General features: G+C 59.8%; 30 protein-coding genes and 1 pseudogene. 16 read left to right on the top strand and 15 right to left on the bottom strand.

Going from position 1 to position 26,701, the window contains the following annotated elements; genetic code table 11:
* From EN943_RS13030 to EN943_RS13005, 5 genes and pseudogenes are all read left to right on the top strand, one after another.
* Nucleotides 1–797, top strand: a pseudogene (locus EN943_RS13030) (cytochrome B6); the annotation flags it as partial.
* 59 nt (nucleotides 798–856) lie between these two features.
* A complete protein-coding gene (locus tag EN943_RS13025; RefSeq protein WP_127412918.1) occupies nucleotides 857–1,459 on the top strand; it encodes a DUF4142 domain-containing protein in 603 nt (200 codons plus the stop codon).
* Nucleotides 1,460–1,601: 142 nt separating this feature from the next.
* Nucleotides 1,602–1,895 carry a DUF768 domain-containing protein gene (locus EN943_RS13020; protein ID WP_013525111.1) on the top strand — a complete coding sequence of 98 codons (294 nt, stop codon included), beginning with the start codon at nucleotides 1,602–1,604 and terminating at the stop codon, nucleotides 1,893–1,895.
* Nucleotides 1,896–2,598: 703 nt separating this feature from the next.
* A complete protein-coding gene (locus EN943_RS13010; protein WP_127412917.1) occupies nucleotides 2,599–2,799 on the top strand; it encodes a hypothetical protein in 201 nt (66 codons plus the stop codon).
* A 9-nt stretch (nucleotides 2,800–2,808) separates the two neighbouring features.
* Complete coding sequence (locus tag EN943_RS13005; protein ID WP_013525114.1) at nucleotides 2,809–3,030, top strand: hypothetical protein; 222 nt, start codon at nucleotides 2,809–2,811, stop codon at nucleotides 3,028–3,030.
* 144 nt (nucleotides 3,031–3,174) lie between these two features.
* Here the strand turns inward: EN943_RS13005 and EN943_RS13000 are convergent, their stop codons facing one another.
* The 3 genes from EN943_RS13000 to EN943_RS12990 form a co-directional block, all read right to left on the bottom strand.
* Nucleotides 3,175–4,563 (bottom strand): phospholipase D-like domain-containing protein, encoded by a 1,389-nt coding sequence (locus tag EN943_RS13000; RefSeq protein WP_127412916.1) that lies wholly within the window; start codon nucleotides 4,561–4,563, stop codon nucleotides 3,175–3,177.
* Nucleotides 4,508–4,834, bottom strand: a complete 327-nt coding sequence (locus EN943_RS12995; RefSeq protein WP_027036398.1) for a low affinity iron permease family protein — start codon at nucleotides 4,832–4,834, stop codon at nucleotides 4,508–4,510. Before EN943_RS12995 ends, EN943_RS13000 begins: the two co-directional genes overlap by 56 nt.
* A 110-nt stretch (nucleotides 4,835–4,944) precedes the next feature.
* Nucleotides 4,945–8,097: a GAF domain-containing protein gene (locus EN943_RS12990; protein ID WP_063174008.1), complete on the bottom strand. Its 3,153-nt coding sequence runs from the start codon at nucleotides 8,095–8,097 to the stop codon at nucleotides 4,945–4,947.
* A 278-nt stretch (nucleotides 8,098–8,375) separates the two neighbouring features.
* Between EN943_RS12990 and EN943_RS12985 the strand changes: the two genes are divergently transcribed.
* From EN943_RS12985 to EN943_RS12975, 3 genes are all read left to right on the top strand, one after another.
* Nucleotides 8,376–8,624, top strand: coding sequence for a hypothetical protein (locus tag EN943_RS12985; RefSeq protein WP_013525118.1), 249 nt, complete (start codon nucleotides 8,376–8,378; stop codon nucleotides 8,622–8,624).
* A 111-nt stretch (nucleotides 8,625–8,735) separates the two neighbouring features.
* A complete protein-coding gene (locus EN943_RS12980; RefSeq protein ID WP_127412915.1) occupies nucleotides 8,736–9,020 on the top strand; it encodes a hypothetical protein in 285 nt (94 codons plus the stop codon).
* A 195-nt stretch (nucleotides 9,021–9,215) separates the two neighbouring features.
* Nucleotides 9,216–9,404 carry a hypothetical protein gene (locus EN943_RS12975; RefSeq protein WP_127412914.1) on the top strand — a complete coding sequence of 63 codons (189 nt, stop codon included), beginning with the start codon at nucleotides 9,216–9,218 and terminating at the stop codon, nucleotides 9,402–9,404.
* Between the two features lie 3 nt (nucleotides 9,405–9,407).
* Here EN943_RS12975 and EN943_RS12970 read toward each other — a convergent pair whose 3' ends face one another.
* The 3 genes from EN943_RS12970 to EN943_RS12960 all read right to left on the bottom strand — a co-directional run bounded on the left by EN943_RS12970 (nucleotide 9,408) and on the right by EN943_RS12960 (nucleotide 10,863).
* The gene (locus tag EN943_RS12970) at nucleotides 9,408–9,647 is read right to left on the bottom strand and encodes a hypothetical protein (RefSeq protein WP_032899472.1); all 240 of its coding nucleotides are present in this window, start codon (nucleotides 9,645–9,647) and stop codon (nucleotides 9,408–9,410) included.
* A gap of 225 nt (nucleotides 9,648–9,872) precedes the next feature.
* On the bottom strand, nucleotides 9,873–10,109 hold the full coding sequence (locus EN943_RS12965) for a hypothetical protein (RefSeq protein WP_013525122.1): 237 nt from the start codon (nucleotides 10,107–10,109) through the stop codon (nucleotides 9,873–9,875).
* A 19-nt stretch (nucleotides 10,110–10,128) separates the two neighbouring features.
* Nucleotides 10,129–10,863 carry a Crp/Fnr family transcriptional regulator gene (locus EN943_RS12960; protein WP_013525123.1) on the bottom strand — a complete coding sequence of 245 codons (735 nt, stop codon included), beginning with the start codon at nucleotides 10,861–10,863 and terminating at the stop codon, nucleotides 10,129–10,131.
* Between the two features lie 543 nt (nucleotides 10,864–11,406).
* On the opposite strand from EN943_RS12960, the gene EN943_RS12955 reads away from it, so the two are divergent.
* Both EN943_RS12955 and EN943_RS12950 read left to right on the top strand, forming a co-directional pair.
* Nucleotides 11,407–11,904, top strand: a complete 498-nt coding sequence (locus EN943_RS12955; RefSeq protein ID WP_127412913.1) for a hypothetical protein — start codon at nucleotides 11,407–11,409, stop codon at nucleotides 11,902–11,904.
* A 472-nt stretch (nucleotides 11,905–12,376) separates the two neighbouring features.
* On the top strand, nucleotides 12,377–12,550 hold the full coding sequence (locus EN943_RS12950) for a hypothetical protein (protein ID WP_013525125.1): 174 nt from the start codon (nucleotides 12,377–12,379) through the stop codon (nucleotides 12,548–12,550).
* A 638-nt stretch (nucleotides 12,551–13,188) separates the two neighbouring features.
* Here EN943_RS12950 and EN943_RS12940 read toward each other — a convergent pair.
* The gene (locus EN943_RS12940) at nucleotides 13,189–13,464 is read right to left on the bottom strand and encodes a hypothetical protein (RefSeq protein WP_127412912.1); all 276 of its coding nucleotides are present in this window, start codon (nucleotides 13,462–13,464) and stop codon (nucleotides 13,189–13,191) included.
* A gap of 451 nt (nucleotides 13,465–13,915) precedes the next feature.
* Between EN943_RS12940 and EN943_RS12935 the strand changes: the two genes are divergently transcribed.
* Nucleotides 13,916–15,082: a beta-glucosidase gene (locus EN943_RS12935; protein WP_013525128.1), complete on the top strand. Its 1,167-nt coding sequence runs from the start codon at nucleotides 13,916–13,918 to the stop codon at nucleotides 15,080–15,082.
* An 87-nt stretch (nucleotides 15,083–15,169) separates the two neighbouring features.
* On the opposite strand, the gene glf is transcribed toward EN943_RS12935, so the two are convergent.
* Nucleotides 15,170–16,312 (bottom strand): UDP-galactopyranose mutase, encoded by a 1,143-nt coding sequence (gene glf / locus EN943_RS12930; RefSeq protein WP_127412911.1) that lies wholly within the window; start codon nucleotides 16,310–16,312, stop codon nucleotides 15,170–15,172.
* A gap of 2 nt (nucleotides 16,313–16,314) precedes the next feature.
* Complete coding sequence (locus EN943_RS12925) at nucleotides 16,315–17,487, bottom strand: glycosyltransferase (protein WP_127412910.1); 1,173 nt, start codon at nucleotides 17,485–17,487, stop codon at nucleotides 16,315–16,317.
* Between the two features lie 158 nt (nucleotides 17,488–17,645).
* On the opposite strand from EN943_RS12925, the gene EN943_RS12920 reads away from it, so the two are divergent.
* The 5 genes from EN943_RS12920 to EN943_RS12900 all read left to right on the top strand — a co-directional run bounded on the left by EN943_RS12920 (nucleotide 17,646) and on the right by EN943_RS12900 (nucleotide 21,885).
* The gene (locus EN943_RS12920) at nucleotides 17,646–18,761 is read left to right on the top strand and encodes a hypothetical protein (RefSeq protein ID WP_164778181.1); all 1,116 of its coding nucleotides are present in this window, start codon (nucleotides 17,646–17,648) and stop codon (nucleotides 18,759–18,761) included.
* Nucleotides 18,762–18,933: 172 nt separating this feature from the next.
* The gene (locus EN943_RS12915) at nucleotides 18,934–19,779 is read left to right on the top strand and encodes a manganese catalase family protein (protein ID WP_063170783.1); all 846 of its coding nucleotides are present in this window, start codon (nucleotides 18,934–18,936) and stop codon (nucleotides 19,777–19,779) included.
* A gap of 272 nt (nucleotides 19,780–20,051) precedes the next feature.
* Nucleotides 20,052–20,660 (top strand): DUF1206 domain-containing protein, encoded by a 609-nt coding sequence (locus tag EN943_RS12910; RefSeq protein ID WP_127412909.1) that lies wholly within the window; start codon nucleotides 20,052–20,054, stop codon nucleotides 20,658–20,660.
* Nucleotides 20,657–21,049, top strand: a complete 393-nt coding sequence (locus EN943_RS12905; RefSeq protein WP_013525134.1) for a phage holin family protein — start codon at nucleotides 20,657–20,659, stop codon at nucleotides 21,047–21,049. The genes EN943_RS12910 and EN943_RS12905 overlap by 4 nt, the downstream gene beginning before the upstream one ends.
* 56 nt (nucleotides 21,050–21,105) lie before the next feature.
* On the top strand, nucleotides 21,106–21,885 hold the full coding sequence (locus EN943_RS12900; protein ID WP_245475830.1) for a hypothetical protein: 780 nt from the start codon (nucleotides 21,106–21,108) through the stop codon (nucleotides 21,883–21,885).
* Nucleotides 21,886–21,955: 70 nt separating this feature from the next.
* Here EN943_RS12900 and EN943_RS12895 read toward each other — a convergent pair whose 3' ends face one another.
* From EN943_RS12895 to EN943_RS12870, 6 genes are all read right to left on the bottom strand, one after another.
* Nucleotides 21,956–22,372: a c-type cytochrome gene (locus tag EN943_RS12895; protein ID WP_063170780.1), complete on the bottom strand. Its 417-nt coding sequence runs from the start codon at nucleotides 22,370–22,372 to the stop codon at nucleotides 21,956–21,958.
* Nucleotides 22,353–23,231 carry a cytochrome c oxidase assembly protein gene (locus tag EN943_RS12890; RefSeq protein WP_127412907.1) on the bottom strand — a complete coding sequence of 293 codons (879 nt, stop codon included), beginning with the start codon at nucleotides 23,229–23,231 and terminating at the stop codon, nucleotides 22,353–22,355. Before EN943_RS12890 ends, EN943_RS12895 begins: the two co-directional genes overlap by 20 nt.
* Nucleotides 23,228–23,569, bottom strand: coding sequence for a hypothetical protein (locus EN943_RS12885; protein ID WP_013525138.1), 342 nt, complete (start codon nucleotides 23,567–23,569; stop codon nucleotides 23,228–23,230). Before EN943_RS12885 ends, EN943_RS12890 begins: the two co-directional genes overlap by 4 nt.
* A gap of 1 nt (nucleotide 23,570) precedes the next feature.
* Complete coding sequence (locus EN943_RS12880) at nucleotides 23,571–24,176, bottom strand: cytochrome c oxidase subunit 3 (RefSeq protein WP_013525139.1); 606 nt, start codon at nucleotides 24,174–24,176, stop codon at nucleotides 23,571–23,573.
* The gene (gene ctaD / locus EN943_RS12875) at nucleotides 24,173–26,149 is read right to left on the bottom strand and encodes a cytochrome c oxidase subunit I (RefSeq protein WP_013525140.1); all 1,977 of its coding nucleotides are present in this window, start codon (nucleotides 26,147–26,149) and stop codon (nucleotides 24,173–24,175) included. The genes EN943_RS12880 and ctaD overlap by 4 nt, the downstream gene beginning before the upstream one ends.
* Nucleotides 26,146–26,701 (bottom strand): c-type cytochrome (locus tag EN943_RS12870; RefSeq protein WP_127412906.1); only part of this gene is annotated, 556 nt, incomplete at its 5' end. The genes ctaD and EN943_RS12870, both read right to left, overlap by 4 nt.

Below are 26,701 nucleotides of genomic sequence, written 5' to 3'. Positions count from 1 at the left end.
GCATCATCACGCCCGTGCAGATGGAAGGACTTCGTCTGCTGCTGACGCCATTTCCGCAGGAGGAATTCAACCAGACCGAGGACAGGAAGGTAGCGATGCAAAGCACGGGTGTCGCTTGCCTCGATTGCCATTCCAATTTCCACACCAACGGGGCGTTTCACCTCACCCCGGACGTGCGGCCGCAAGCCGAGCGCTTCCGGCTCGACACAACCAGCCTGCGCGGCTTGTTCAACCAGCAGATCCACGGATCCAAGCGCTCGCTGCGTTCCGTGGAAGACTTTACGGAGTTCGAACAGCGCACCGCCTATTTCAACGGCGATCACGTGAGCGCCACCCGCAAGGGCGTGAACCTGCCGGATCGGCCCAACCAGGTCGCGATGATGGCGCAGATGCAGAACATCATCGATTTTCCTCCGGCACCCAAGCTCGATCCCTTTGGACGACTTGACCCGGCTACCGCCAGTGCGCTGGAGATCAAGGGCGAGCAGGTGTTCATGGGAAAGGGCCGCTGCGGCGAATGTCATGTTCCAGCCCAGTCCTTCATGGACAACAATATGCACGACCTGAAGCTCGAGCGATTCTACAAAGTTGGTCAGACGTTCAACGACCAGGTTGCCATTCCAGATGGACCCATCAAGACCTTCACGTTGCGCGGGATCAAGGATTCTCCGCCCTATCTTCATGACGGCCGTCTGATGACGCTGGGCGATACCGTTGAGTTCTTCAACCTGGTGCTCGGAACGAAGCTCGACCAATCGGAAAAGGAAGCATTGGTGGCCTATTTGCTCACGCTCTAGACATCATCCGGGAAAAACCGTGGCCGACAATTAACTAGGTATTGAATGGAGGACAGTTCATGCGTGCCGCCATAATGACAGTAGTCCTGGCAGTGTCGCCCTGCTGTGCGCTGGCGCAAATCGGCAATCCAGCCGGTCTTGCCCCCGATACCAGTATGGAGAAGCCTGGAGTTCCAGCACCGCACCAGACGAATTATCAGGATCGGCTTTTCGTACAGCTAATTACGGCAGGCGGCAGGGCCGAGATAGAGTTCGGGCGACTCGCGGCTGGAAAGACAAGCCACGAAGACCTCCGTGAATTTGCAAATCGGATGGTCGATGATCACAACAAGGCCAATGAGCAGCTGAAATCCGTGGCCGATAAAAGCAAGATTCCACTTCCCGAAGGGCTCGATCCAGATCACAAGAAAATCCGTTCCGATCTCGAAAAGCTCGACGGCGCCGCGTTTGAGCTGGCGTACCTGAGGGCGCAGATCGTCGATCACCAAAGGACGGCGCAGCTCCTGGCTTGGGAGATGGGCTCGGGCGAGGATGCAGCGCTTCAGCGCTTCGCCTCCGAAAAGCTGCCGACGGTGCTTGAACATCTTGACCTGGCCCGCACGTTGCACGCGAAGCTGGCAGGCCAAGCCCTGTTCGCGCCGGATACGCAAAAGGCCAAATGAAGCGGCGGTCATGTGGCACCTGAAAGTTCAGCTGCCTTCCGTGAATGTCAGCGCACGCGCTTCTGTTCGTCTGATTGAGAAAGTGACGCCATGGCGGAACTTCGGATCGCCGCCGCGCTTAATCCGGTGGAGGAGTTATCCGATGAACGCGACCAAAGAGTTTTTTGAAAGCTGGCTGCAGGAGAATGTCGGCACTCTTGCCGGCCAAGAGGAAGTGAGCTTCGCCGTGCTGGCTCAGCAATTCGAGCAGGATGCCGAAGCGGCCGGTTATGGTCGCGAGGTGCGTGAGGACGAGCTCGGAAACATTGAAGATGCGATCGAGCAAGCGCTCAAGAAAGCGCGAACTGGCGTGCATGGTGACGCCGCTGGCGAACCCAGCGATGTGGCAGCCCTCATGGATGCGCTGGAGGTCGAAGATGCCAAAAGCGGGCCGTAGGCCATACCAGATCAGCTCTTTTCGTTTGTCGAAGTTGCCGGGGTAGCCCCATGGAGCAGTTTCGCAAGGACATGGCCGCCTTGGCAGAGCCGGCTTTCTGGGTGACGATAGGTTTGCTTCTGGTCCCTTATGCGCTTGGAACGGTGCTGCTCGTTTGGACCTGCGGCTGCCTGTAAGGTGCTACTGACACACCCCGGTGGTGGTTCAACGGCCCTAACGCCATACAATACCCAGCTAATGCGCTCGCGGGGGGATCCTGCGCTGCAGCAATGTCCGAACGATCTCGTCGCCAGGAAGTTCATCGTCGACACCAAGCTCCTTTGCTGCCGGTAATCGCACCGCCGCGGCTGACAGCTTTTGGGAGAGGGCCGCCGTGTGCAGGCGCCGACGCTATCTGCGCTCTCAAAGTTCCAGCTACGGCCCCCTGTCACGGTTCCCCGATCACGCGCCTGAAGCGCGTTTCCTTGCCTCGAAAATAGCCCAGCAGCTTGCGCGTTGCCTTGGAACACTTGTGTCATATCGAAGTTCGGCCCGCATAGGAGAACCGAGATGGCCATCCCACAAGCGGACAACGACAACCACCTGCGCATGAAGCCGGCTCATCGAGGCAAAATCTCGCCCAAGGGGGCGATACACCAGGTTAGAGCACGACCCAGGTACAAAATGGCTCTGCGGGCGACAAGAATTAAGGCGAGGCGCTGAGATGCCGCGGACCAATAATGACGCTCGCAACGAGAAGACCACATCAGCTGCAGCAATCATTGTCGACAAGGAACGTGCTGAGCGCGCCGCCAAGACGGCGCGGTTGAAGGAAGCGCGCCTCGCACAGGCCATCACGCCGTCTCCCATAGAACGCAAGCAGCGTGTCACCAAAAAGCTTCGCAGGATTTTTGTTGCTGGCTAGGAGGTGTCCGTGACGCGCAATCATGACAAGGAAAGATACGACCGCGCCAAACGCATCAGCCAAGAGACGCTGGACGCTGAACGCGCACAACGCGCCGAGAAGACGGCGCGGCTGAGACAAGCAAGGCTTGCACAGCGTCCGGTGGAGTCGTCGCCGGCGCAGCCGCAAACTCGCCGCAAACCCATCCAGGCTCTCAAAAAGAGAAGCCGTAAGGTGATCGAAGTCTTTTAGGCTCTCCACATCCGTGCGGAACACTGGGAGAGTCCAGCGGCGAGCGCGGCTGGGAGGGAGGGCTTCCGCGACCTGATCCAGCAAGGCTGCGAAATACCTGGCGAGCAATCGCGGGGACTTTGGATCTCCGCCTCCTCGCCATTATCAGAGCTGGGAGCGAAACCTGCTCGCAAAGTAGTCGGTGACCTTTTCGCTTAGCGGACGCGCTTGCCATTCTTCCAGACTGACCTGCCTTGATCGCTTCAGGTCCTCGTTGAAAACGTCTATTTGCGTCCGCGCGAATTCCAAGCCGTAGACGTTCAGACTGGCCTCATCGTTGAGGCGCAAGGATCGCTCATCCAGATTAGCCGAGCCAAAGCTCACCCAGACATCGTCGACGATCAAAAGCTTGGGATGGTACATTGTGGGTTGAAACTCAAAGATGCGCACACCGGCCTTGAGCAATTCGCCCCAGAAAAAGCGCGAGCCCTTTCGCACCACAGGCACATCCGTGAGCCAATTGGGAACGATGACATCGACCGAGACGCCTCGCTTCCTTGCATCAAGAATCTGCTGCAGCGCGATGTCGTCCGGCACGAAGTAGGCCATGCCGATGCGCAGATGATCCTTGGCCGCGGCTATTGCCGCCAACATCATCAGCTCCATGTTCTCCGAGCCGTTTGGCTGCGAAGAAAGTATCAACTGCGCATCGAGACCGCCAGCGGCCGCAACTGCAGGGTAGAACTTCCCGCCCTGCAATGTCTCGCCGGTCGTCTCAAGCCAGTTTTCGGCGAACGCCGCCTGGAATGCGGGCACGGCTGGTCCTTCGATCCGGTAATGGGTGTCGCGCCATTCATTTGAGTTGCGTGCGTTCCCGCGCCAATCATCGGCAATGCCGCCCCCGCCAGTGAAAGCGATCCGGCCATCAACGATCAGCAGCTTGCGATGAGTTCGGTTGTTTACACGGTCCAACGTATACCAGCGTAGCGGCCGATAGCGTTCGAACCGCACACCTGCCGTCGTCATGATGCGGATCAGGTCCTCGTCGAAGGGAAGGCTGCCAACCCAGTCGACGTTCACGCGGACTTCCACGCCTTCGCGGGCCTTCGTCGCCAATGCGATCGCGAACTCGTAGCCGATGGCTCCTGACCAATAAATATACGTTTCCATGTTGACGCTGGATCGAGCCGCCCCGATTGCTTGCAGCATTGAGGGAAATATTTCGTCTCCGTTGACGAGAGTTTGGACCGCGTTGGAACCGAACATCTGCCCTTGCGAATAGCTGCTCATCGTCTTGGAAAATTGGGGATCCGTAGCGTCGAACCGGTGGGGGACGATAGATCGTAGAACGCGCGGCTGCGGAGTGAGGTTTATGATCAACACCGTGAGCAGGCTGCCGATGGCGGCAATGGCCAGATAGATGAGCACCTTTCGCCAAGGCGCAATGCGGGAGGTCTTCTTACGGGCGCCTGACGCAACGGGACCGAAAGGCTGCACGTCAATCGCCCTGTTGCTGGCGATGGCGATGTTTTTCGATCTCCTCGGGCTCTTCATCGTCGATCCGGGTGATGTTTGAAGCCGCGTGATCTGACCGCAGGATCTCGTCCAGCTTGGCATGGATCGCTTGAGTGTCGCGGTGCTCCGCACGCTGGATGAACAGCGTCATCGCCCAGGTGAACAATGTTGCGGCTCCATGCCAATCCAAGCTCTGTCGCTCGAAAATCATCCAAAGAATTGCGTAGGCCAACAAGACCAGGAACGCAGCGGGACGGGAAGTCAGTGTGCCGATTGAGGTAAGGGCGCTGGTGATCGGATGATTTGCCATTCCAGAGAACTCGCGGCAGTCCCCCTGGTTCCGGCGAGACATCATACCGCCCCGCCGTGCCTGCAGTGGATTTGGGTCGGCCGCTTGAGTACATCGCCTCTGGCCGATCGTTACTTTCGATCGAGCACCTTTCGGACCTTCTCGGCCAGCTCGTCGATCGTGTAGGGTTTGGTCAAAAGCTCCGTTCCAAAATCGAGCGTGCCATTGTGAACAATCGCGTTTCGCGTGTAGCCGGTGGTGTAGAGCACCTTTAGTGACGGGTGCGATGTCCTGACCTTGTCCACCAGTTCGCGGCCTGACATTTCCGGCATGACCACATCGGTGAACAGAAGCGAAGGCACATGCCCGCTCTCCACGGCGGCAAGTGCATCTCGTGGCCCCGACATTTCCAGGACGGAATAGCCCAGTTCTCGCAGCGCTTCTGCGGCCATCAGGCGTACACGATCTTCATCCTCGACGATCATGATGACCTCGTCTGAATGTCCCGGATGCTCGCCCGCCAAGGCGGCGGCCGGGCTGTCGGGAATGCCGCCATGCGACCGCGGTAGATAGATCTTCAAGGTGGTTCCGACACCGAGTTCGGAATAGATCTTGACGCTGCCACCGGACTGACGAACAAACCCATACACTTGGCTAAGTCCCAATCCGGTACCCTTGCCGACTCCCTTTGTGGTGAAGAACGGATCGAAGGCTCTTGCCAGCACGTCCGCAGTCATGCCCGTTCCGGAATCGGTGACCGCTATCATCACATACTGGCCCGAGGAGATCGCGTTTTCTCTCGCATACCGATCGTCAATATGGGCGTTAGACGTTTCAATCGTGAGCTTTCCGCCGCCGGGCATGGCATCGCGTGCGTTGACGCAAAGGTTGAGCAATGCGCTTTCCAATTGCCCTGCATCGGCCTCCACATGCCACAGCCCAGCGGCGAGCACCGTCTCGATTGCTATGGTCTCTCCAAGCGTTCGGCTCAGCAGTTCGCTCATGCCGGAGACGAGTCGATTAGGATTCAGGCGCGTCGGTGCCAAGGGCTGCTGGCGAGAGAAGGCAAGCAGCCGCTTGGTAAGTTCCGCAGCGCGTTGTGCCCCATCGATTGCACCGGTGACGAAGTGGTTCACGTTCGTGTCGCCGTTTCGGAGCTTGCGCTGCACGAGATTCAAACCGCCAATGATGACAGCCAGCATATTGTTGAAGTCGTGGGCGATGCCACCGGTAAGCTGTCCCACGGCCTCCATCTTCTGCGCCTGGCGCAGGTGCTCTTCTGCTCGGACGCGTTCGGCAACTTCCTCAGCCACACGCTGCTCAAGAGTGGCGTTGAGCGTCTGCAGCGCTTTGAACAGTCGGGAGTTGTCGATTGCCGTGGCGGCATGACCGGCCAGCCCCAGCAAGGCTGTCTCATGCTCTGCGGCAAAGACACCGCAACCGGAATGTCCGAAGAACAGCCCACCCAGCACTTCGCCCGATCGCGAAATGACCGGCACGGCAAGATAGGATCGCACGGGAAGATGGCCTTCCGGCATTCCCTTCCTCGGCGAATTTTTTCCATAGCGCACATCCATGAGGATATCATCGGAACGCACCACGCCCGTCCCGCGAAAAGTAGGCTCGAACACGGCCGTGTTGCGTGGCATGGGAAAATTTTCGAAAGCGGAGCGTGGCGCTCCCGACAGGGCGTAGAGCACATAGCTGTCCCCCTTGTCATCGAGGACATTGTAGAAAAAAGCTCCGAATTGCGCGCCTGACAGCGCGACGCCAGCGTCGGTGACAATCTGGACAATGCGCTCCACGTCCAGCTCGGCTGCCACGGCGGCGGCAGTCGCATTCATCATCTGAAGCTGGTTCTCCACCCGCTTTCGCGCGGTAATATCCATGACGGTGCCGATGAAACGCACCGCGCGTCCGGACCGGAAAAGAGATTCGCCCGTTGCAGCTATCCAACGCTCCTTTCCGTCGCGCAGCCCGATCGTCCGATATTCGATGTCGTAGCGGGAAGACTCGCCCGGCGCGAGCGCCCGGCGTACGGCCTCATCCGCCCGTTTGCGGTCTTCTGGATGGAGACCGGCCAGGAACGCGCTCTCATATGTCACCTCCGCCTCAGGTGGCAGACCGAAGAGAGCTTTGCATCGGTCGTCCCAACGCAGCACCCTTGTGATGGGATCATAGTCCCACGTTCCGATAGCGGCTGCATCGGTCGCTAGCCTTAGCCGCTCCTCGCTCGCTCGGGCAGCCTGTTCCGAGCGGACGCGCTCGATGTGAGCCCATGACCGCTCTGTCACCTCCGCCAGCAAGGACAGTTCGCGCTGCGACCAGACGCGGCGCTGCGTGTCGTGAACGGCCATTAGCGCAGCCAGCCGGCCTTGCTTGACCAAGGGCATGCAGATCGTTGCCGTTATGCCGATATCCTGAAAGGTCTTTGCTTCCTCTGGTGCAATTTCCTCGAGATTGTTGTTGATGACGAGCGGCCGATTGGCGGTCAGATTGCCAACAGCGAGGCGACCGAAATCGGCAAGACTGTAGTATCCCCTGATGCTAGGCGAGCCAGGAGCGCTCCAGTCGCCGCGAATGGTGAAGTGGTCCTGGTCCGGCTCCATGTCAGCGTAGGCGCAAATCGAAACGCCTAGATGTTCGCCAAGTAGACGGGTGGTGACCTCCATGACAGCGTCGGCATCTGTCGCCGGGGATATCTCTCTGCCGAGGCGATCCAGAAAGGCCAGGCGCTCGGCATTTTCACGCAGGGCCTTCTCCGCACGAAGCCGTTCAATTGCGGTGCGCGTCCGGTCAGCCACTTCCGAAACCAGAGCAACCTCGGCCGGCGTCCAGTGTCTTGGCTCGGAGTGATTGAGGTACAATAACGCAACCAACCCGCCGCGCTCCGTGACCGGCATGTTGATGACGGATTGGGCGCTGATTGCTTTGAGAGCCTCGGCATGGTCGTGGGTTCGCGGGTCTGTCTCGGCATTCTCGAAGACGACCGTCTCGCCTCGTTTCAAATCATCGACATAGGAGCCGTAGTCCCTGAAGTTCAGAGTTCCGGCCAGACTTCGGATTCCCGGCGCGTTCCAGTCTCTGTCGATGACTATCGTTTCTTTCTCGAGATCGATCGTGCCATATCCGGCTCGACTGATGCCAAAATGCTTCCCAAGCAATTCCGCTGCCGCAAATGCCAGTTCGGCAGGATCATCGATCTCCCGAATCCTGTCACCCAACCCCGCCAGAAGCTGGAAGCGCTGCACTTCAGACGAACGTTCGCGTGACGTGACTCCCATTTCGCCCCCGGTTGGTCGGACTAGATAATGCCGTCAGTCGCGAAGAGTTCCAGGCGCCGGACAACAGGTCGGGGCTAGGCCGCCGACGCATTGCGAAGAAACTTGCGTCACGACAGCCAAGGACAACTCCATATGCGCCCTCAACGGGCGAACGACGCGCCGTGCATCATAGTTTAATGACACCTGCTGGGCTGTGCCGCATAAAGCCATTGTCAGCGGCTGTGTAACGGGCGCCGCTGCTTGGGAGCAATCCCACTGTAGCCGAATAGGAGCGCCTGATGCTTAGCCGACCAACCCGCACGAATACGGAAGCTCTCTACCCCAGTGACCTGAACATCCTTCGCGACGCGTTCGACGCGCTGTGCCAGGAATTTGCTATCTTGCCCGACACGGCGGCGGCCAACGCCGTAGCGAGAGAGCTGATCAGGTTGTTTGAAACAGGAATGACGGAAGCGGCCACACTGATGATCGCCGTGCGCGCACGTTGGCAAGGCGATTGGGAGATGGGAGGCAGCAATGCTGCCTGAGGTTTGATGATCACGCGCAATCAACCCGCTGCATCCTTTTCGACACCGCCGCGTTGAGCGTCAAACCTGCCAGAAATGTCCGATGCGCTGGCACAATGACTGGAGCGACCGATGCCGAAATTTCGCTTCGAGTTTATCGAAGGCATGGCCCAGCCTGCAATCTTTGCCGATATGGCTGATCGAGATGAGGCTGTCAGAGAGGCGAAGCGTGCAGCCAAGGAGGCCATGCTCGACGGAATTGTCGATGGCGTGGACCCGACCAGTTGGGTGACGAAGGTTTACGACGAAGCAGGCTATCTCGTCGCCACTATCGGATTCCAGGATCTGGTCGCCGCGCCCAGGGATACGGAAGAGTTCAAGGAAACAGAGGAGCCAGGCATCTTGCGATCGGGTTGAAGCCGGTTTCTCCGCTGTCGCCATCGAGCCAGATGTTGCGGCCGCCGGGCAGATCACGCCGTGAACCCGAAAAAGACCGTTTCTGGCTGGTGCGGACAGCCTTTTTGTTTAATCTCCGAAAGACGCGCAGAGGCTGCAACACGGCTTCAGCCCGCCTCGACGCTCTCGAGACGGGCGCGCGGGAGTTGAGATGCGATGCATAGAGACGCCTTCACCCCATCAGAACTTGCCCTGCTCAGTCGCGTCTTCGCAGGCAGCAAGATCAAAAACGAAACCGCAACCGAGAAGGAGCGGCGCGCATCACGTATTCTGGCTTACTACCAGGCTGGGGTCACGGATGAGGATGAGCTAGAACTGCTTTCTCGCCAACCGCTCGGAAGGTGACGATTAGTCTTCCTTCTTCAGAGCTTCCGCCTCGTCTTTGAGCTTCGGCCAATCGGCGCCATGCCTGCGAAGCAGCGTTCGTGCCTGCTTGGGGTCAATTTCCGTGAGCTCGACCAGATGTTCGACCTCAAGGTCCTGGCCTTTCGCCACCCGGCTTGCCTCGTTCGCTTTTCGTTGCATCTCGACGACCCTCTGCTGAGACAACATGAACGAGCGCTGAGAGTGCGCGTTCCAGAACTTCATACAAAAATCGCGACATCGATTAAATCAGTCGCATTGCGCCACTGAGGCGGGCATGCCCTTCTGCTGCGGCTTTCCGATTTGTCCAATGTGGAGAACCCGAGCTGGTCGCAAATGGCGGCGGCATCTTCGTGCGTCAGTCCGGCCACGCGGCATTCGGTTTCGTCGCCGCTCCGTTTGGTGTGCCGGCGTTCGGCACCATTCTGTCGCAGCAAGTCCTATCGCACGTTATCTCATCAGCTTGATCTGAAGCGAGATGCTCAGCCTCAGAATCCTGTCGCCGTTTTCGTTCCGCACTTCAACAAATACTTGCTGCCCGTCCACCTCGGTCAGTGCATCTCTCGTAAGGTCGATAAGGCCTTCGAAGCCCACGCGGCGCACCTCCTCCAGACCGGCACATTCGATGCCGATTTCGTCCTGGATGACCACATCGTGATCGCCACTATCAAAGAAAAATCGTGCCATCCGAAAGCTTCCGTCACCACTAAGCTGCGGGGTTCCTTTGGTGCAGGTACGTCGTTTCGAAATCACCTGCACGAGTGAGGCCGGGCCAATCAAGAGCCTGCACCCTTGGGCCTGTGGTGGCGATGAGGCCTCTACGTCGAAGTTCCTGAAGCATTCGGTTGACGTGGACTGTAGACAAGCCCAATGCATCGCCAAGTGCTGCCTGGGTAATGGGAAGATCCGCGACGTGATCCTGGATGCGTCCAACCGAGCGCAAGCGAAAGATCAGTTCGCACAAGATGTGAGCCATGCGCGTATAGGCCTCTCGTCGTCCCACATTCGTTACCCATTCCCTGTAAATCGCTGCATCGATCAGCGTCGAGCGCCAAAAAGCCGTCGCGATTCGGGGATGCTGTTCGCAAATGGCGCGAAGAGCGTCATGTCGCATGAAGCCCAGTCTGGCTGCTGTCAGGGTCGTGAAATTGCAATCCATGACCGACAGATGCAGTCCGTGCAGATCGGGAATGTCCCCAGCCACAAAGAAGGATGTAATCTGCCGTTTGCCATCGCCGGTAAGTTTGGTGGAACCGAGCAGGCCATCCAAAACCACGAACGAATTGACAGGGCGGTCACCCTCACGCACCAGGTCGTAATTGGCAAGAAAATCCTTCTCCTGAATTTGGATGTCTTTCAAAACATCAATATCGCCCTCTCGGAGATCCGAGATGCTCTGGAGCTTGCGGATAAGTACATCCGAGGATGAAGTGGGTGACAAAGTGGCTACCTAGCTGATGTTGGTTATCGAACTTGCATCCGCGTCAAAAGTTCCGGATAGCCGTAACGAGGCGCCGGACTGCTGGTCGGGAACTGGGAATTCAGGATGCCGAGGCAGGTCCTTGGCCGGGACTTCATTGCACGGGGCACAGGAGTGCTGCACACCCATAATCGAGCCCCTCGAGCAGCGCATTAACCTATGACATAGGCTGCGCTCGCAATGGTCGCTGCGACATCACATGAGGTGGTTGATCCGCCAAGGCTTGACGCTGCAATCTCACCTATGAGGGCCAGATGGCTCCGGCCAGGCATCAGGCAAAAGGCGTCTCACCTGAAGCGAGAAATCCGGCCTTGCAAATGGGCATCTCAACGAGCCCGTTTGGGGTGCGGCCGCGCAATGTCGCTACACGGTTGACGAGCGGCTATCTATTGGGGTCACTCATGGTTCATCAGGCGTCTCCAAATCCGGCCTGGTGGGGAATGGAACTTTCTGCCGATCAGTGGGCTTTCGGATATGTCCGTCGGAAACGATGTGGAGAAATTGATGCGGAACCTTATACTGGCCTTCGCAGCACTTGCCCTACCCGCGTGCCAATCGGCTCCTGAACCGCTGCAATCCGCCGCTATCGAACCTGCTGCCATTCCCTCCCAATCCGCCTTGGATCCTGCCGTTGTTCCCCCCGGCCCGGCAATAATGGATCAATCCGTGGCAATCATTCCTCCTTCAAAGGGCGTTCCAACAAAGTACGCTGCTTTTTCGGGCAATTGGGTCGGGCGATTGGAAGGCACATATGAGGGTAAACTGTCTGTTCCATCTGTTTCTTCAAACGGGAAGGTGGCCGTAACCTACGCGTGGGGAATTCTGAGCGATGACAATCCGGGTGAGGCCGCGGGCGAAGGAAAAATTGTAGGGAATACGTTGAAGCTGGGGCGCCTCCCGAATGGCGCGGACGTCAGTTTTAGGATGATGCCCGACGGCACGCTGTCCGCAACCCATACGCTCGCCGGCCAGACCTATACGGGCATGTTCATCAGGCAGTGATCAAAGAAGATACGGCCGCGTTCCCGCGGTTTTTGATCCGAGCATCCCGCGCCCTTGGACCATCTCCCATAGCGGCCCTTGAAATACCAGTCCCTGGCGTCATAGTCGCTACGTTCGAGGACCGTGGCGGCCCCGGACCGAAGCATTTCCTCAACATGGGGGTCAGGAGACCCCCCTGACCGCCCACGTCCCAAAACACACCACCGATGCCAATCCCCGTTAATTCTGAGGGGCTGCGGGGCGTTTCGGCGCGGCTTGCATGGGTTTCGCGCAGGTTCTGTTGGGACCGGTTTGCGTACGTTATCGAAGGTGTGTGGTGTTGGATCGCCCCAGGTGGACCTGCTTTGCACCGCCTGCGACAGTCCCTAGCGAATGGCGCTATCCTCGCTGCCGCGAATCGGACGCGGGCTTTTTTCTTGTTTCGTGAAACGAAAGGTCATTCCGCAAGTTGGCTTCCCAAAGGAGGAACCCAATGAAAAAGGATGGCGATGGCCGAGTCGAAAAGGGCAATCAGCAATTGCTTGCCCGACGTCTGTCTGAAGAAGTCGGTATTTCAGAGCCGGATGCGCGCGGTCTGATCAAGCTTATCGGCACGGATTGGAATTCGCTGCTTCGTGAAGCCCGATTTCTGAAAGAGAGGCACTAGAACGCTTCTGCCGGTCACATGATCTCGACTGAAAATATTATTGCTCTCGCGGCGGTAGTTTCTGGGCTCCGCCGGCTGTGAGCGAAGAACATGCTTCCGCCCCATCGGAGGGTGTCATGACTGCTCCCGCTACCACGCGCCTTTAGAAGGCAGCGTCGACGACAAAACCCGTGTGATGTGGCTGCTCCAGCACTCCGGAGCGCACTTCGAAGAAGCCACTTTAAAGACATGCTACGGGGTAGAGGCTGTTGAGCCGCGCACCTTATGGCTGGATCATCTCATTGCCAGAACATGACCGTCCAAGGGAACTGCTGCAGGTGGCGCCTGGTGGGATATTGTCACTGGCATCCGACGAAGGCTAGTGGGTCATACCTCGGCCGGGCCGCGCTATTGGTCCCTCCATGGCACGGCCTTCTTGGGAGAAGAGATTGACCCGTGGGTACGGGTTGGCTCACGCGCGACCGTGCCGCATAGCGTCGCAGGCGGACCGAAGCGATGGCGCGATGAAGAGGCGCACGCCAACCGTCGTTGATCTTCAGGCCGTAAGCCCGGCCCCACACCTCAAACGTTGAAGCCGTTCGCTCGGCATTCGACGCCGTGCGTGGTGCCCGTCAGAGGCGTGAGCCTTGACCGTGGATTCATCTGCAGTGACTGGCAAAGGTAAGATCATCCGAGCCGGCGCCGTATCCCTCCATACAGCTTGCGGCTTGCTCAACTGCGACTGATTTATGCCGACCGTCGGCGCGTTGCGATGGCACCTCGCAGGAAGGGTCTGCCCGGATAACCGGCTCCAGATCGTGGGGGAAGTTCGGCGCATGGACAGGCAGTGCTTCGGCCGAATTGTCGCCCTTTTGAGCCATCGCTGGAAGGATTTCAGCGATCTCGACCAGGATTTCCTTGAGCAGATGTCTCATCTGCGCGCCCGCCCTGCGGCCCCTTGCTATGGCGATCAAACTTGCTGACGTAGCCAATGTTCCCGCTTGAGCTGAATGGCGCGCGCTCTGCCGGCAAAGATCGACGGAGCGGCTTGACGCGACGGGCCGCGTCCCTCTCGCCTGCATGATCGATATTGGAAAGTCGAAATTTGAACGGACTGTTGCCTGCCTTCGCCGGAGCGTTGGATGATCCGATCACGGCATGTGCCTGACCCCCGACTTGCCTCGCGCAGCTTCTTCCCTGGCTGCTGTCTGCCTCTGACGGGGTCGACGGGAACAAAGGCTCGATCATCCGGTTTGGAACCATCCCGTTAAGCACAGGACGAAAGTGCAGCCTGGCGGATGAGATACGGCAGCCGGATTGCTCATGGCTGCTTCGATCTGCATTCGGCAGCCGAGACTGAGCCCAAATGCCTGCAGGAGACTTCGTATGAGCGAAGCACGACACAGCGAAGGCAATGAGGTGACTTCGATTGCGGGCACGTCGCCCTTCGCCAGTTTTTTCATGGCTGGTTTTGAGTGCTCGTCGCACCGGCGCAAGGACGGCGTCCGCCTCGATCTTATCCGTGCGACCTCGCATTATTTGCACGCCCTGGGCGACTACCGCGGTTGCGCCGAACTCGGTCTTCGTACCGTCCGCGACGGGTTGCGCTGGCACCTCATCGAAACCGCTCCTGGAAACTATGACTGGTCAAGCTGGACGCCGATGGTCGAAGCAGCGCAATCGGCAGGTGTCCAGGTCATCTGGGACATCTTCCACTACGGATGTCCAGACCACGTTGATCAAGGGTCGATGCATTTCATCGATGCCTATGCCTCGTTCGCTGCAGAAGCTGTGAGGGTTCATCGTTCAATCGCCGGTACAGCGCCATTGTTGTGCCCGATCAACGAAATCTCGTTTTTCGCCTGGGCTGTTGAGGTTGGCTATTTCCCGCGCGTTGGCCCGAAGAAGCGGGGATGGTTCAAGAGGCACCTCGTGAGAGCTGCAATAGCTGGCGTTCGCGCGATGCGCGAGGTCGATCCCGCTTGCAGATTTGTCTGGGCCGAGCCGCTTATCCACATTGCCCCTCGCGACCGGACGCGGACCGAACGGCGTCGGGCCGAAAATGCCCGTCTCGGACAGTTCGAAGCTTACGACATGCTGCTGGGCCGGGCAGAGCCTGAGTTGGGGGGCAGCGACGATGTTGTCGATGTCGTTGGCCTGAATTTCTACCCGCACAATCAGTGGTACCTCAACGGGCCGACGATTCCCATGGGGCACCACGAGTACCGTGCCCTATCCGAGATGCTGATCGAGGTCGCGCATCGATATGGCAAGTCGATGTTCATCGCCGAGACCGGCTCCGAGGGATCAGGCGGGGCGGCGTGGCTCCATTATGTCTGCGACGAGGTGCGTGCCGCAATTGACCTCGAAGCGCCGATCGAAGGTATTTGCCTATACCCGATAACCGCCTATCCGGGCTGGGACAATTCGCGGCATGCGGAGGTGGGATTGTTTTCGGTCGTCCAGGCGGACGGCAGTCGGCACGTCCGCAAGCCCATCGCGGAGGAATTGGCCCGCCAGCGAGCTTTGTTCGCGGCGAACCTGACGCGTTAATACATGAGCGGCACGAGGGATGTTGCGAGCGCCTGTCGGCGCCGCCTTGCCACGCTCGATGCTCCCAGGTACGTCCGGGTGGGCGAGCTACAGCGCCCCTTCGGCCAACGACGCCTTCCCCGCGCTCGCCCATTCCGGGACGCTCTTCTGGATGCGGGCGAAGGTTGCCAGGGCCTGCCCGACCACCTGATCCATGTTGTAGTAGCGGTAGGTTGCCAGGCGACCGACAAACCACACGTCGGGACAGGTTGCGCCAAGCGCTTCGTAGCGCTTGAAGAGCTCTTCGTTTTCGGCCCGCGGCACCGGATAGTACGGGTCCCCGATATCGGTAGGATATTCGTAGGTCAGACTGGTCCGCGCGTTCTGCTGGCCGGTCAGATGTTTGTACTCGGTGATGCGGGTGTAATCTTCCGTCTGGGGATAGTTGACGACGGCAACCGGCTGAAACTGCTCTTGGTCGAGGGTGACGTGCTCGAAGCGGAGCGAACGATAAGGAAGACGCCCCAGCCGCCAGCCGAAGTACTCGTCGATCGGGCCGGTATAGATCAGGCGGTTGAACGGTATCTCGTCACGAATTTCGCGGAAGTCGGTCTGCAGCATGATCTTGATGTTCGTATGGTCGAGCATGCGCTCGAACATCCTCGTGTATCCGCCGGCAGGCATCTTCTGGAAGCTGTCGCTGAAATATCGGTCATCGCGGTTGGTCCTGGTCGGCACTCGTGCCGTCACCGATTTGCTCAGCTGGTTCGGATCGACGCCCCATTGCTTTCTGGTGTAGCCACGGAAGAATTTTTCGTAGAGTTCGCGTCCCACGGTGCTGACGACAACATCCTCGGCCGTTCGCACGTCCTCTACCGTTTCGCGTCGCGACGCGAAGAACTCCTCCAACTGTGCAGAATTCAGTTCGAGGCCATAAAGGCGGTTTATCGTGTCCAGATTGATCGGGATGGGGAGCAGTATCCCATCCACCGCCGCCAGAACCCTATGCTCGTATGTGCGCCATTGGGTGAACTGCGAGAGGTAGTCCACGATCGACTGGCTGTTGGTGTGAAAAATATGTGGCCCATAGCGGTGGATGAGGATGCCGGCTTCATTATAGCAATCATAGGCGTTGCCGCCGACATGGCTGCGGCGATCGACCAAGAGAACGCTTTCATGACGCTGCGAGGCTATTCTTTCGGCAAGCACGCTGCCGGCAAACCCCGCGCCGACGATCAGCCAATCGAACATGGCTATGCGCTCCTGCGCAACGGGACGACCTTCTTGCGTCGGTAGGCGCCCTCAATGTGAGCGGCCATGGCCGTCCATGTTCTTTCCCACGACATGTCAGCCAGATAGGCATCGACTTGCGGCAGCAGCATCTCACGCGGTCGCAAAAGCATGGAGCGCAGCTTGCTCTCCAAGTCGTCGCTGTCGGCGATTTCCACCAGTCCAGCAGCGCCGTAGCTGCGCACGACGTCAACGATCGCCGTCGAGATTACGGGCAGGCCCGCAGCCAGGAACTCTGGCGTCTTGGTTGGGCTGATGAACCGGGTCGCCTCGTTGAGTGCAAACGGCATCCACCCGGCATCCCAATGGCGCAGATAATCGGGCAGGTCGCAGTAGGTCTTCGCGCCCAGCCAATGCAGGTTGTCGGCCTTCGGCAGGATTGCAGGATCGATTTTGACCACGGGGCCAATCATGACGAAATGCACGTCCGGCATCGTCCGCGCCGCTAGCGCCACGAGTCCGGCGTCCAGCCGCTCGTCGATGACGCCGAAATACCCCACCCTCGGGTGAGGAATGCCGGCCTGATCGGCTGGGTCCTTTCCTGGCAGCCTTGCCTTGTGAAAGTGTTTCACGTCGATGCTGCTCGGAAAGGGGTAAATAGCCTGATGCAGGCGGCGCTTGGTCTCGAACAGGCTCAGACCACCGGTGAAAACGAGATCGGCACGGCGCAGAAGTGCCTTTTCCATCTGCGCCAGTTCGGGCGGCGCATTCTTGAAAGCGGAGAGTTCGTCCATGCAGTCGTAGACGCATATGTCTGGGTCAAGGAACTCCGTGAAGCGGAGAGCCATCGGCGTGTAATACCAGGCGATCAGCCGGCTGTGCGGCATAGAAGCTATGATCTGCTGAACAAATCTCCGCTGCACGGCATCTGATTTCGCGGCCGACGCGCCGAGCGGCAGCACTGGTGTCACGATTAGAATGTTTGGCGACGCCTCGCTCGTCCGCATCTGCGGCTGTGGCAGTTCTTCGAAAACAGGCTCCTCAAAGTAGACCACTCTCTGCTGCTCGGATGCGAGGGTGAGGATATGCTGCGGCCGTTGATGAACGAAGTTCCATCGCAAGTGGGAGAAGCAAACCAGTAGATTTTCCCTGCCAATGTGTTTACTGGCGGATACCCTGCCCAAGGCTGCTTCCATTGAGATGTTCCTTCTCGTAATCTTTAGTTTATGTTATGACTAACATTTGTTAAGCGCGGATCGAGGAGAAATAGACTTCGATGCCAGCTCCTAACTTTCCAGCGCGTGAGTTGTTCCAAGGTGAAGTGAAGAGCTCTCAGTCACCGCTCGGATCACGGATGCGACCATATTTCCACGAAGCTGAGAACGCCCGCCACGCATCGCCGGGCTTTGAATGCGTGAGCGACGGGGGAATGTCGGTGGAGAACGGACCTGCCGTATTTGCGTTGAAGTCGCTGGCTATAAAATGCGCAGGACATCAAGTTGATTCGCCCGCATCGCTGGCGAGTCCGTGCCAGGCGAATTCCGGGGCTGATATGAAGATCGACTTTGCGACCAACGTTTTTCCGCTGTTTCATCCGCAAAGCGTGGATGATCTCAAGGACCCTTGCCCCGTCTTTGATGGCAGCCTGTGGCACGTCTTCGGCTCGAGCGGCACGGTGACCACCGAGACGTGGACGATACTGCACGCCACGGCGCCGGACCTTTATGGGCCGTGGACCGAGCATCAGTCGATCGAGCTTCCAATCAATGGGAGTGGTGTTGCGGCTCCGGGGGTCATCCACGAAAGCGGCGTCTTTCACATGTTCATCCAGACCGAGTTCATGAAGTCTGGCGGCCGCTGCGAGCATGCGGTTTCCAATGACGGGTTCCAGTGGGTGGTTCTTAGCCCCGCAATCCTCGCCATCCCGGACACCGAGGAAGATGGCATTTACGATCCGCATCCCGCACTTATTGGCGGCAAGCGCTACCTCGTCTATTCCGCCATGCCAAAATTCACCAGGGTGCCGCAGCCCGACATCTATCTCGCACGCAGCCAATCCGACTCATGGTTCGGTCCCTGGAAGCGGATCGGCAAGATCCTCGACCACAATGATGTGCCTCACCACAACACGAGAGAGGATCCCGACTATGAATGGGGCATTGAGGGCGCACAACTGGTCGAATTGCCGGACGGTCGCGTGCTTCTCAATGCCACTTGCTTTCTGCCCAATGGCCTTCGCGGGAACCGGCAACGCGTGTTTTTTGCCATCGCGGATAACGTTGCTGGACCTTACGTCTCGATCGGCCCGGTGCTGGAACCAGGCCAGCCGGGAGAGAACGGCCACTCGACAGTGATGATCGAAGGCAGCCAGCTTTCACTGTTTTATCAGAGCCGGGTCGCCACGACTGATCATCGGTGGCGCTACGGCTTGGCCAGATGTGACGTCGCTCTGCTTTCCAGGGTCGCGTGATCCGGTCGGCGCCACTCGCACCGACTGCATCAACGAACTGGACGGCTCGCATTGCGAATAAGCGTCCGTGGCTCGAGACATTCCCGCGGAAAGCCTGCCGGAATTAAGTGTTCCTCGCACGGAACAATGCATCAGAGCTGAGGTTCGGCTGACTTCCAACCAGGAGTCAGCCATGTATTACACCGACAAGAAATTGCAGTACCCGGTTCGTGTGGAAACGCCCAATCCAGTCTTTGCCCGTGCCTTGCAGCAGGCCATCGGCGGAGTAGAAGGCGAAATCCGCGTGGCCTTGCAGTATTTCTTCCAGGCATGGGGATGCCGCGGGCCGGCCAAATACCGCGACCTGTTGTTGAACACGGCGACCGAGGAGCTCGGCCATATCGAAATGCTGGCGACTGCGGTCGCCCTCAATCTTGAGGGTGCACCACTTTCGCTGCAGGAGGACATCTCGTCGGACACGGTCGGCGGCTCGGTCCTCAACGGGATGAACTTCCGCCATATCTTGTCGACCGGCCTGGCCGCACTGCCTGAAAACGCCAACGGCGTTCCCTTCAATGCTTCGCATGTCTATGCCAGCGGCAATCTTGCCGCGGATATGGTCGCAAACGTCACCGCGGAAGGAAGCGGCCGCGTGCTTGCGACCCGCCTGTACAACATGACCAGCGATCCCGGCATGAAGGACATGCTGTCCTTCCTTATTGCGCGCGACACCATGCACCAACAGCAGTGGCTCGCGGCAATCGAAGATATGGGCGGACTGAACGCGTCTCTGCCGGTCCCCAACTCCTTCCCGCAGGAAAAGGAGCATCAGGACGTATCCTATGCCTTCATCAATTGCTTCGTCGAAGGTGTCGAACCAGCGCAGGGACGTTGGAGCGAAGGACCGTCGATGGACGGCAAGGGCGAGTTCTCCCTGGTCGCCGGTTCGCCAATGGGCGAGGAGCCCATCCTGTCGCCGCCTCGGCCAAGTTCCGGCGCCCAGAGCGAGCAGATGATCGACAGGCGGGCAGCCGAATAGGCAAAGATAGCAATGCCGGAGGCAGCCGGCACTCGGCTGTCTCCTGCTAGCGGCTCCTGCGGAGTAGGGCGCACCCATTGGTGACTGGTGCGTGCCTGACGAAGCTCTCCATTTCCGCTTCGACATAAATGCTTCACCTAGGGAACATCGCCGGCTCCGCGAAGTTGGACAGCCACGGAGGACGTGCACATGAACAGTGTCATCTATCTTATCGGCGTTATCGTTGTCGTGCTGGCGGTCCTCTCCTTCCTCGGTCTTCACTAGGTGGCCCCATGCAGCATGAAAACGATCAGGGCGGACAGCCCACCGATTTCGACAAGGCGAAAAGCGACGTTTCCGAAAGGCTTCGCCAGGAAAATGAGCGTGCCAGCGAGTTGCTTCACGACGCGCGTGACACGGTCACCCGCAAGGCTGGCGACTATGCATCTGAAGCCAGGGAGGTCATCTCCGACAAGGCGCAGGAAGCGCAGCGCGACATCGGATCGAGCCTGGCGGCGCTGGGCGGCGCACTGCGCGCGGCCAGTGACCACCTGGCCAACAACGATGAAAGGAACGCATCGAAGTTCGCATTGGATGCTGCCGGTGGCCTGGAGCGGCTTTCATCGTCATTGAAACAGAAGCCGTTCGGCCAGGTCCTGGAGGACGTGCAGTCCTTTGGCCGGCAAAATCCCGGTGTCCTGCTTGCCGGATCGGTATTGGCCGGATTGGCTCTCGGGCGGTTCATCAAGGCCTCGCCGCCGGCGGGTCGAGAATTTCAGGATGCGCCGGGAGACCTCAAATCCCACACCGATCAGGCACAGGGTTGGTCCGCTGATCGGTCGCAGGATTCTGGCGTCGTCGGCGATGATGGGGCCATGCAGAGCACGGAGCAGGACAGATGAACACCCAGGACAACCCAAGCCTTGCCGGGCTGATCACCGACTTGGCCCAGAATGTCACCACTTTGGTGCAAACCGAGGCCAGGCTGTTTCGGGCCGAGCTTTCTGAAAAGCTTGCCAAGGCCGGAGCAGGTGCCGCGGAAGTGCTGGGCGGCGCGATCTGCCTGCTCGCCGCGCTAATGGTGTTGCTGCAGGCACTCGTTATTGCACTGACGCGGGCAGGACTTGGCGCGGGGTGGTCTTCCCTGCTGGTCGGCGTGGTCGTGGCGGCCCTCGGCATTATCCTGCTGCGGACCGGGACGGCCAGCATGGCGCCTTCGGAACTTACCCCCGACCGCACCCAGGAACAGCTCAAGCGCGACGCGAGCGTGATCAAGGAACAAGTGAGATGACTGAGAAATCCGCAGCCGAACTTGAACGCGAGGCCGAGGCAGCCCGTGCGCGGGTGATGGAGACCGCCGAATCCATTCGAGGCAGGATGTCGCCGGGACAATTGCTGGATGAGTTCACCGGGCTGTTCTCGGGAGGGGAGAGTTCGGCCATGCTCGCCAACCTCAGAACGCAGGTCCGAGACAATCCTTTGCCGGTCACCATGGTGGGAGCGGGTCTGGCTTGGCTGATGTTCGGCAGTGGTATCGCAGACACCGCCCGCGGTTCGGCTGGCTACTCAATGCCCTCGGCGCCGGGACGACATGATGAACGGGAACGTGGAGGCCTGGGCAGCACGCTTTCCGATGCCGCCGCATCTCTGTCATCAGCTGCCACCAGCGTCGGCGATACCGTTTCCAGCGCGGCAAGCAGCGCCGCGGAGGGTTTGACGGGCAGCACGGCCACTGCAAGATCGGTGACCGGCGACATGGCGGCGAAAGCCACCCGCTCCGCGCAAGATCTGTTGGAGAACCAGCCCTTGGCCATAGCGGCCGCGGGTCTCGCCATCGGCGCCGCCATAGGTGCAATGCTGCCCCATACCGCAACGGAGGATGAGCAGCTAGGCGCCTATGGCGACAAGCTTCGCGATACCGCCGAAACCATGCTCGACAGGGGTCTCGACGAGGCCAAGCAGGTCGCCGCCGAAGCCTATGGAACCATCAAGCAGGAAGCTGGCCGGCAACATATGGAAGCAGACACGATCGCCGATCAGCTCGGCGAGATCGTGAAGTCCACAGCAGACAAGACCGAGCACGCCGTGCGTGAACGGATTTCCGATCCATCTCAGCGTCAAACCTAGCTTGAATGGATCAACGATAGTCGGCTCGTCAGAAGGGCCGGCGTTGTTGTTCAGACGATGAACCGCTCAATCATTTCAGAGCGTAGAGGTAGGCCGCGATATCGCGCGCCTGCTGCTCCGAAATTCGGGTCGATGGCATGGCCGTGCGCGGATTGATTTCCCTGGCAGATCGTATCCAGCGGATCAGGTTCTCTGGATTGTTGGCCAGCCCGCCGCCGATAAAGGTGCGGTCAGCAAGACTGGCGTCGAGGCGTGGACCGACCTGCCCTTGCGCGCCCGGCACGCCCGAAATCGTATGGCAGCCGGAACAACCATTCGCAGTCATGATCGGCATGGCGCGCGCAATGTCACCTCCCGTGGCCGCCTCCGCCTCGTGGCGGATGCGCGCCGCCTGATCGGACCACCAGGTCATTCCGGCCACGCCCGCAACGAGCAGCACCAGCGCGACGCTGGCGCCGGCAAGCAGCTTAGACAAGCTCGTAGGCATGCGCAGCCTCCCCCCTTCCGCTCGCCTTGATCCACAGCGCGGCCAGCAGCAGCGCTGCGCCGCCATAGATCAGTCCAGCGGGAACCCACATCACCAGCCCGGCAAGTTGCTGGTCTTCCAGGGGGCTCAAATTCCATAGTGCCGCACCCACCGCGTTCTGCGGGTACCAGAGCCGCGGCGAGAGCAGCAGGAGCACGCCAAGCAGGCCAGTGTGCAGCGAGGTGACGAAAAGATGCATCACTGCGGTCCCATAGGCATGCTGGCGGCCGGGACGCGGCAAGAGTACCCACCAGAACAGCAGCCCTGTTCCGAAGAAGCTCGCGTGCTGTGCATAGTGCATCACGCCGCGTTCGAGCGCGGCCTCGAACAACGCCGGAAGGTGCCAGATCCATATGGCCAGGCCGTGGGCAATGGTCGCGCTGAGCGGTCGAGTTACGAAAGACCAAACCGCATTCAGCCATCTGCCGTGCGCGGCCATTCCAAGAATGCGCCGGACCCCGGCGGGAAATCCCCACATCAAGGCCGCAGCCGGGCTGGCGGAGACCAGCAGCGGCGCCGCCACGGCCATCAGCAGTTCATGCTCGATCATATGCGCCGCAAAGATCTGCTCACCGAGTGCATGAATCGGGCTGACCAACGCGGCCGTCAACACGCCCCATCCGGCCGTGAACAGCAGAGCCTGGCGCAGCCGCAGAGTCCTGCCGCGGCTGCTGCGCCGCCAAAGCCGGCCAGCTCCAACGACATATATCAGGGCAAGCACGGCAAGTGGCAGGGTGATGGGCAGCGCGAGCGTCCACCCGGCCTCGGGTGCGCCGGCGCCGTAGCAGATGGAAGTAGAGAACAGCCCGTCCAGATTCATCGCAGGCACTCATCCAGGATCAGCGCCGCGCTGCCTTGCATGAGGATCACAAGCGCAAACAGCAACGCCGACAGCATGCCGAGATTGGCGACGAAGCGCTCTGTGGCGCGCGTACGCTCCGGCTTGAATGCGGCACCGCCTCGCCGCTTCGCCCGCCACGACAGCGCCCCGCCGAGCAGCGACAACAAGACGAGCAGCAGCGCCACGGGAAGCACGACCGGCACCTGGCGATTGCATTGCCAGGGCACCAGCGCATAATTCAGCTGTGTCGAGACCGCCCACGCCAGCGGCCCTGACAGAAGACCACCCCAAGACGTTCCCAGGCGTAATGCACGCATCTCAGCCTAGCCTCGGCACCCAGTAGATGAGCAGATAGATCGGAATCCAGGTCAGGACCACGAAGTCCCAGTAGAAGACATTGTCGCCGACATCGCCGAAGCGACGGCCGCTATAGCCGTGGCGCGTGAACATCAGCACAGTCAGCACGATGGTGTCGCCGACATCGGTGATGAGATGGGTGGTGTGCAGCCCGAGCAGCACCCAGAGCATCGATCCATAGGCATTGGTGTCCCAATAGATGTTGAGGGCCGGGAATTCGAACCAGCGCACGACGAGCGGAGCGATGCCGAGCAGCGACATGACCATCAGCCCGATCCGCACCGGCACCATCGAACATTGCTTGGCATAGCGGTGGAGGATGTGGTTAGGCACAAGGCTGACGATGAACAGAATGGTGACGATCGTTCCGGGCCAATGGTTCGGGCGCGGTGCGCTGAGGGGCCAGTCTGGCCATGACTGCGCAAGGTAGAGATAAGCGCCGGCCGCCAGCGCGAAGCCCGTGCCTTCCAGCGCCATGAAACCCAGCGTGCCCCACCAGGTCGGGCTGCGCGGACCGTGCCCGAAGGTGGGCAGGCCAGAAAGATCGGCGGCGGCGCGCTGCTTCATTCCTCGTCCTCCGGATCGCCCTTGGGCCAGAACCATCCGATCAACGTGATGGCGATTGGCGCGGCGCCCCAGACGATCGCCCAGGGCGTGAAGATTGAATAGAGAAACGTGCCGCCGACGGCCAGCGCCGCTAAAAGCGGCCAGATCGAAGGGGCGGCCGATTTCTCGCGAATGTCGGGATGAGCTTCGGCCACGGTCGAGATGAGGAGTTCGCGCGCGTCGACGCGGAGCCCGGTCGCTACAGGGAGCGCCTCGCGCTCGGCCCAGAGCGGCTCGATATGAGTCACGATGGGAATGCGTGCGAAATTATAGCTCGGCGGCGGCGAGGATGTTGCCCACTCCAAGGTTCCTGCGTCCCACGGATTGTTGCCGGCCGAGGTGCCTTTCAACGCGCCATGCACAAGGTTGAAGGTGAACAGGACAAAGCTCAGGAAGAAGAGTAACGCCCCAGCCGAGATGAAAAGGTTGATGTTGCCCCAGCCAAGCTCGGCCGGATAGGTGTAGACACGTCGTGGCATGCCCCACAGGCCGACCAGATGCATCGGGAAAAAGGCTGCATTGAACCCGATGAAGGCCAGCCAGAAATGCCACCGCCCGAGGCGTTCGCTCATCATGCGGCCGGTGACCTTCGGGAACCAGAAATAAGCCGCGCCAAGCAGCGGGAACACCGAGCCGCCGATCAGCACGTAATGGAAATGGGCGACGACGAAATAGGTGTCGTGGACCTGAAGATCCAACGGCACTGAGGCGAGCATCACGCCCGTCAGCCCGCCGATGACGAAGATGAAGAAAAAGCCGAAGACGAACAGCAACGGAGTTCGGATCACCGGTCTGCCGTCCCATAATGTTGCCAGCCAGCAGAAGATCTGTACGCCGTTCGGGATGGCGATCATCATGCTGGATGCGGTGAAGAAGCTGGCGCCAAGCTTTGGCAGGCCGGTGGCGAACATGTGATGGACCCAAAGCCCGAACGAAAGGAAGCCGACCGCGATCAGCGACAGGACCAGCCCGAGATGACCGAATGTCGGTCGCCTGGCGAAAACAGGAATGATCGAGGACACCATGCCCGTCGCCGGCAGGAAGATGATGTAAACTTCCGGATGGCCGAAGAACCAGAAGAGGTGTTGGAACAGCAGAGCATCCCCACCTTCGGCCGGGTTGAAGATGTGCGTGCCAACCAGCCGGTCAAGGATCAGGAAAGTCGAGGTGATCATCACCGCCGGCATCGCGAAGACGACGACGAAGGAAGTGACCAGCATCGCCCAGACATAGAGCGGGATCTTGTCCAGCGACATGCCGGGGGCTCGCTGCTTGAAGACCGTGACGATGGTCGCCACCGCGACGGCCAGTGACGACACTTCGGTATAGGTGATCATCTGCGCCCAGACGTCAGCCCGCTTGCCCGGTGCGAATTCGGGGCCGGACAGCGGTACGTAGGCGAACCAGCCCACATCAGGGGCCATGTTGAGGGCGAAGGACACCCAGGCGAAAGCGCCGCCCGAGACGTAGACCCAATAGCTGAACGCGTTCAGGCGCGGAAACGCGATGTTGCGGGTGCCGACCATCAGCGGCACCAGGTAGATCCCGGTCGCCTGCACGATGGGCACGGCGAACAGAAACATCATCGTAACGCCATGCATGGTGAACAGCTGATTGTAGAGGTCGGGCCCGATCAGCCCGCGTTGCGGTCCAGAAAGCTGGATGCGCATGACGACAGCGTTGAGGCCGCCAAGACCAAGGAACACGAAAGCGGTGATCAAATAGCGTCGTGCGATCACCTTGTGATCGACGCTCGACAAGGCTCCGACGATGCCGGATGGCGTCCGCCAGGTGCGCTCGAGCCAGCGATGCAGGCCGGCATCATCCATGCCGGTGTCGCGCGGTCCGTCATGCTCGGGCGCGATGTCGCCTTTTGCAGATACCTTGCGCTCCGGCGGCAGGTCGCGTTGGCTTGTGAGATCCGCGCTGCTCATTTCAGACCCTCGAGATAGGCGACCACGGCATTGAGCTCATCGCCGCTGAGCTCCACCACCGGCATGTGGGAGCCGGGCTTGATGCCTTGCGGGTCGGCTATCCAGGCGGCGAGATTGCCGCGGCTCATCGTCAAGGTCCCGGCAGCGAGCGTCTGCCGGCTGGCTATGTGGGTGAGATCGGGAGCCACCGTTCCGCCGGCCGGCGTCCCCCCGATCCTGTGACACATCACGCAGGGGCGTTTGAGGAACAGGTCCGCACCGACCTTGGCTTCGCCGCTCGCCGGCGCGCCGGCAGGCTCCAACTGGTCGTTCAGCCAGGCATCGAATTTCGAGCGCGGCTCGGCGATGATGAAGGTGCCCATGTTGGCGTGCTGCGCACCGCAGAATTCAGCGCATTGACCACGGTAGACGCCTGGCTTGTCGGCCTTGATATCCAGGACGTTCATGTGGCCCGGGATAAGGTCGAGCTTGCCGGCCAAGCTTGGGATCCAGAAGGAATGGATCACATCGGTCGAGGTCAAAAGCAGCCGCACCGGCTCGCCGGCAGGGATA

The sequence above is a fragment of the Mesorhizobium sp. M7A.F.Ca.US.006.01.1.1 genome (assembly GCF_003997935.1).
GTDB lineage: Bacteria > Pseudomonadota > Alphaproteobacteria > Rhizobiales > Rhizobiaceae > Mesorhizobium.
The sequence above is the reverse complement of the archived record's forward strand: the minus strand, read 5'-3'. Positions and strand labels throughout refer to the sequence as shown.